Below are 5,457 nucleotides of genomic sequence, written 5' to 3' on the forward strand. Positions count from 1 at the left end.
CCACCAAGCCGCTCTATCGCGGGCTGCTCGACACCATCCGGCTGCTGCTGAAGCGCGGCCAGGAGGAGGGCAGCTTCCGCGCCGATGTCGATGCGGTCGACCTCTATTTATCCATTTCCGGGCTCGCCTATTTCTTCCTGTCCAATCAGCATACGCTGTCGTGGCTGCTCGATCGCGATCTCGCCGCGCGGCGGCGGGTCGCGAAGCGGCGCCAACACGTGGTCGACATGGTGTTGAGCTATTTGACCGCGATCTCGCCGAAGCAATTGGAAGGCGTCGATATACCTCTCAGTAAACCGGAGTTTGGCAAGTGAAACGTTTGTTGAGTTCGATGATGGTCGTCGTGGCGGTCGCCGCGCTCGGTGCCGGACTGGTGCCGGCCGCCGCCGCGGATAAGCTGACGGTGAGGCTCGATTTCTCGCCGTGGGGCGTTCAAGCCGCGATGCATCTGGCCCAGAACAAGGGCTGGTTCAAGGAGGCCGGCCTCGATGTCGATATCCAGGACGGCCGCGGCTCGGGCAATACCATCCAGCTCGTCAATGCTGGTCAGGTCGATGTCGGCCAGGTCCAGGTCGGACTGGTCGTCTCGGCGCGCGCCAAGGGTGCGACCATCCGTTCGATCGCGAATTTCCAGCGGCGCACCGATCTCTGCATCCTTGTCGACCAGGATGCGCCGATCAACGGTCCGGCCGATCTGCGCGGCAAGACGGTCGTCGTGTTCGCTGCCAGTCCGTGGGCGCCCTTCATCGACGTCTACTTGAAGTCTGCCGGAATGACCCGCGACGATCTCAAACTCGACGTGGTCGATCCGGCGGCGCTCTGGGGCACCTATCTGGCCAGGCGCGCCGACGGCTTGATGTCGACCGTCGGGTCGGCTTTGCCGATCGCGGAGAAGTCGCGGCCCTCGAAATGCCTGCTTGCCTCCGATGCCAACATTGCCTTTCCGAGCTATGGACTGGTCGCCCGCGAGGATACCATTGCCGGCAAGGGACCGGCCTTGCGCCGGCTGATCGAGGTCGAGCAGCGCGCCTGGCAGGACCTTCGCGTCAATCCGGAGGACGGCGTCAAGGCGATGATCGCCGAACGCCCCGATGCGCAGCTCGATCCGGTGGTCCTGCTCGGCCAGATCAAATTGACGCTGGACTATTTCGATACGCCGGCGTCCAAGGGCAAGCCGATCGGCTGGCAGGCGGCGGAGGACTGGGACGCGGCGCTCAAATCGATGGAAGCCGCAGGGGTCGTCAGGCCCGGCACCAAGGCGTCGGACTACTACACCAACGCGCTCATCGAGTGACATGACGGTTTTGTCGCCCGCGAACGTGACCGATGCCTTCGTGTCGCTGCGCGGCGTGGGGAAGACCTACGCGTCGCCACGCGGACCGGTCGCGGCGCTTGTCGATATCGATCTCGACATCAAACGGCAGGAATTCGTCAGCGTGGTCGGTCCGTCCGGCTGCGGCAAGAGCACCTTGCTCAAGCTGGTGGCCGGACTTGAAAGCATCTCCTGCGGCCGGGCCCTTATCGCAGGCCAGCCGCTCGATGGTCCGCCGGACCGGCTCGGCGTCGTGTTCCAGCGCGACGTGCTGCTGGATTGGCGGAGCATCCTCGACAACGTGCTGCTGTCGATCGACTTTCGCAGGACGCCGAACAAGCAGGAGCGGGGGCGCGCGCGCGACTTGCTGCAACGCTTCGGTCTTTCCGGCTTCGAGCATCGCTATCCCTGGGAACTGTCCGGCGGCATGCGGCAGCGCGCCTCGATCTGCCGCGCGCTGCTGGCCGATCCCGAATTGCTCTTGATGGACGAGCCGTTCGGCGCGCTCGATGCGATGACGCGCGACGACCTCAATGTTGAGCTGGCGCAGATCTGGCAGGATACCCGCAAGACGCTGTTGTTCATCACCCATTCGATCGTGGAGGCGGTGTTCCTGTCCGACCGCGTCGTGATGATGGGCAAGGCGCCCGGCAGGATCGTCGAGACGATTGCAATCGATCTGCCCCGCCCGCGCCGGCTTGCGATCCGCGACAGCGCCGAGTTCGCCGCCTATGTGCATCGCATCCGCCACCATTTCGCTGAACTCGGGATCGTCAAGGAATGATGGCGCGGGCAAGACGATGGCTGAGCGGCGACAGCGAGACGCGCGACGTCATCGTCGTGCTGCTCGCGGCGTTGTTGTTGTGGGAGGCAGCCGTGCGGATTTTTCAGCCGTCGCCGCTGATCCTGCCCGCACCGTCCGCGATCATCGCAGCCTTCCTGGAAACCCCGGGCATGTTCCTGCGCAATCTCGGCTTCACGCTGGCGATGACGTGCATCGGCTTCGTCCTGTCGGTCATCTCCGGCGTCGCGCTCGCGGTCGGCATCGTCTATTCGCGCTTCCTGGAGCGGACGGTCTATACGCTCCTGGTCGCGCTCAACTCGATTCCCAAGGTGGCGCTGGCCCCCCTGTTCGTGATCTGGATGGGCACCGGGCCGGAGCCGAAGATCGCGATCGCGCTGATGCTTGCGATCTTTCCGATCGTGATCGACATGGTGCTCGGCCTGCGCTCGGTCGATCCCGACATGCTGTACCTGGCGCGGGTGTCGAAAGCCTCGCCATGGGCGGTGCTGACCAAGATCCGCTTTCCCTGCGCGCTGCCGAGCCTGTTCGCCGGGATGAAAGTGGCCGTGTCATTCGCGCTGGTCGGCGCCATCGTCGGTGAATTCGTCGCCGGCAGCCGCGGCCTCGGCTTTCAGATTCTGGTCGCCCAGGGGCAGTTCGACACGGTGCGGGTGTTCGTGCCGCTCTTGCTGCTCAGCCTGGTCGGAACCGTGCTGTTCTTTGCGGTCGATTACGCCGAAAAGCTGCTGCTGCCCTGGCACGTCTCGCAGCGCGCGCGCGGCCAGCGCGCGTCCGAACAGGGATGAAGCCCCGTTCGACCTTGTCCGGGACGCTGGCGTTGACCGCCACGGCCGCACTTTGGGGCAGCAATCACGCGGTGGCGCGGGCGGCGCGCGACGCGGTGCCGCTGCCGGCGCTGGTGTTCTGGCGCTGGTTTCCTGCGGCAATCGTGCTCACACTGATCGCCTGGCCCGCGTTGCGGCTGGCGTGGCCCGCGATCCGCCCGCGGCTGAGCGACGTGATTCTCGGCGGCGCCGTCGGCGTCGGCGTGTTCTCGTATCTCTTGATCGGGGGCGCCTATCAAAGCCTCGCAATCGAGGTCGGCTTCATCAATGCGACGACGCCGGTCTGGGTGGTGGTGCTGTCGTCGCTCGGCGGAGAGGCGCAATTGTCATGGCGCATCAAGGCAGGGCTTGCGGTCGCGCTCGCCGGCACATTGCTGATCATCAGCAAGGGCGAGCCGCAGATCCTGATCGGGCTTCACCTCAGCCTGGGCAATCTGTGGTCGCTGCTGGCGGCGATGTCGTTTGCCTGGTTCTCGATCCAGGTCCGCGACTGGAGCCGAACCATCGCGCCATTGCCGCTGACGGTCGTCACGGCCTGGGCGGGACTGGTCGTGGTGATGCTGCCGGTCTATCTGCTGTCAATCCTGATCGGCAGCCCGTGGCTGGTCTACCGCTTGTCCGACCTGCGTTTTGCAATTGTCGCGATCGGCTATGTCGGACTGGCGCCGACCATGCTCGGCAACCTGTTTTATCTCTACGGCGTCGCGGCCTTGGGGCCGGCCCGCGCCGCCGCCTTCCTCTATCTCACACCGCTGTTCTCGGCCGCGTTCTCGATCCTGTGGCTTGGCGAAATGCTCGCCTGGTATCACGCCGCGGGCTTGGCTGCGATCGTGGCGGGGCTCCTGCTGCTTGGAAAGTCGCAGCGCGACCGTCCGAAGGATCAGAGCATCTCGGCCAGCGAATGCCCGTGAAGATCGATGCTCAGGCCCTCCATGCCGAGGTCGCTGATCTCGCCGCCCATCGCCTTCAGACTCTCTTCCCGGATCAACGACATCAGTCCACGCCGCAGCGCCAGGAACTCCGACGACATCATCATGGCCTGCTGCCGCGGCCGCTCCAGCGGAATCGCAATTTCCGCCTTGATCGAGCCGGGCCGGGCCGTCATGCAGTAGACGCGGTCGGACAAGAAGATCGCCTCGTCGATATCGTGGGTGACGAACAGCACGGAGATTTTCAGCCGCTGCCACATGTTGGTGAGGATCTGCTGCATGATGATGCGGGTCTGCGCGTCCAGTGCGCCGAACGGCTCGTCGAGCAGCAGCACCTTCGGCCCGGTCGCGAGCGCCCGCACGATGCCGACGCGCTGCTTCATGCCGCCGGAGAGACGCTCCGGATAGTGCTTCTCGAACGCCTCGAGGCCGGCAAGACCGAGCAGGGTGCGGGCGGCGCGCTCGCGTTGCGTGCGTTCCATGCCGCGCATCTTCAGCCCGAACTCGACATTCTCGCGTACCGTCTTCCAGGGGAAGAGCGAATATTGCTGGAACACCATGCCGCGCTCGGCGCTCGGACCATTAACGGGTTCGTCGTCCACCGTCACCGTCCCGGCGGTCGGTTTGAGGAAGCCCGCGACCGCGTTCAACAGCGTCGATTTTCCGCAGCCCGACGGCCCCACGATCGAAACGAATTCGCCAGCATTGACGTGGATGTTGGTATCGGTCACCGCGTCGACCGATCCGTCGATCGTCTCATAGCTCAGTGCAAAGTTCCTGACCTCGACATGGCCCTTGGCGGGTTTTGTATCGATCTCCGTCATGTCCGCCCCCAGGGCATGGCGAGCCGTCCGATGGCCCGGATCAGGAGGCTTGACGCCAGGCCCAGCACGCCGATCGCGATCATGCCGAGCGCGATGTCCGAATACTGCACCAGCGAATAGGCCTCCCAGGTGAAATAGCCGATGCCATATTGACCGGAGATCATCTCGGCCGCGATCAGCGACACCCAGGCCACGCCCATGCCGACGGTCAGGCCGGTGAAGATGTGCGGCAGCGATGCCGGGAAATAGACCTCGCGAAAGATCGATGCTTCCTTGGCGCCGAGACAGCGCGCGGCGCGGACCAGCACGGGATCGACCAGCGTCATGCCGTGCAAGGTGTTGACCAGGATCGGAAAGAACGAACCCAGGAAGGTGATGAAGACGATGCTCTGCTCGTTGGTCGGCCACAACATGATCGCCATCGGCACCCAGGCGATCGCCGGAATCGGGCGCAGCACCTCGGTGATGGGAAAGACGATCTCATGAATCCGCCTGAAGCGGCCCATCACCAGGCCGAGCGGCACCGCCACGACGGTCGCCAGCGAGAAGCCGAGCAGGATGCGCCGGCAGCTCAGCGCCACGTTGAGGAAGAACTTGGGATCGTGGATGGCTTTATGGAAACTATCGTAGACGTCAAGCGGTGACGGCACGTTGGTAAACCGCACGAAGAACACCACGCGATATCTGGTCAGGAGATGCCAGGCGAGCAGGAACGCGGCGAGCGAGAGCGTGCCGATCAACGCGGCCTGCATCCGGCCTGTGT

Annotated in this window: 6 protein-coding genes and 1 pseudogene; 5 read left to right on the forward strand and 2 right to left on the reverse strand. The window is 64.6% G+C overall.

Features of this window, described 5'->3' with window-relative positions; translation table 11 throughout:
* The 5 genes and pseudogenes from WCB02_RS09770 to WCB02_RS09790 all read left to right on the forward strand — a co-directional run.
* Nucleotides 1-314, forward strand: a pseudogene (locus WCB02_RS09770) (TetR/AcrR family transcriptional regulator); the annotation flags it as partial.
* A complete protein-coding gene (locus WCB02_RS09775) occupies nucleotides 311-1,294 on the forward strand; it encodes an ABC transporter substrate-binding protein (protein WP_423957819.1) in 984 nt (327 codons plus the stop codon). The pseudogene WCB02_RS09770 and the gene WCB02_RS09775, both read left to right, overlap by 4 nt.
* Before the next feature lies 1 nt (nucleotide 1,295).
* Nucleotides 1,296-2,096 (forward strand): ABC transporter ATP-binding protein, encoded by an 801-nt coding sequence (locus WCB02_RS09780; RefSeq protein WP_423957820.1) that lies wholly within the window; start codon nucleotides 1,296-1,298, stop codon nucleotides 2,094-2,096.
* Nucleotides 2,093-2,902 (forward strand): ABC transporter permease, encoded by an 810-nt coding sequence (locus WCB02_RS09785; RefSeq protein ID WP_423957821.1) that lies wholly within the window; start codon nucleotides 2,093-2,095, stop codon nucleotides 2,900-2,902. Before WCB02_RS09780 ends, WCB02_RS09785 begins: the two co-directional genes overlap by 4 nt.
* Entirely contained in the window at nucleotides 2,899-3,852 is a 954-nt protein-coding gene (locus WCB02_RS09790) for a DMT family transporter (RefSeq protein ID WP_423957822.1), read from the forward strand. Before WCB02_RS09785 ends, WCB02_RS09790 begins: the two co-directional genes overlap by 4 nt.
* On the opposite strand, the gene WCB02_RS09795 is transcribed toward WCB02_RS09790, so the two are convergent.
* The gene (locus WCB02_RS09795; protein ID WP_423957824.1) at nucleotides 3,822-4,694 is read right to left on the reverse strand and encodes an ABC transporter ATP-binding protein; all 873 of its coding nucleotides are present in this window, start codon (nucleotides 4,692-4,694) and stop codon (nucleotides 3,822-3,824) included. The two genes, WCB02_RS09790 and WCB02_RS09795, sit on opposite strands and share 31 nt — an antisense overlap.
* Nucleotides 4,691-5,457, reverse strand: a 767-nt coding sequence (locus tag WCB02_RS09800; RefSeq protein ID WP_423957826.1) for an ABC transporter permease, incomplete at its 5' end; no start/stop codon positions are given. The genes WCB02_RS09800 and WCB02_RS09795, both read right to left, overlap by 4 nt.

The organism is Bradyrhizobium sp. (assembly GCF_049581145.1).
In the GTDB taxonomy this organism is placed as follows: domain Bacteria; phylum Pseudomonadota; class Alphaproteobacteria; order Rhizobiales; family Xanthobacteraceae; genus Bradyrhizobium.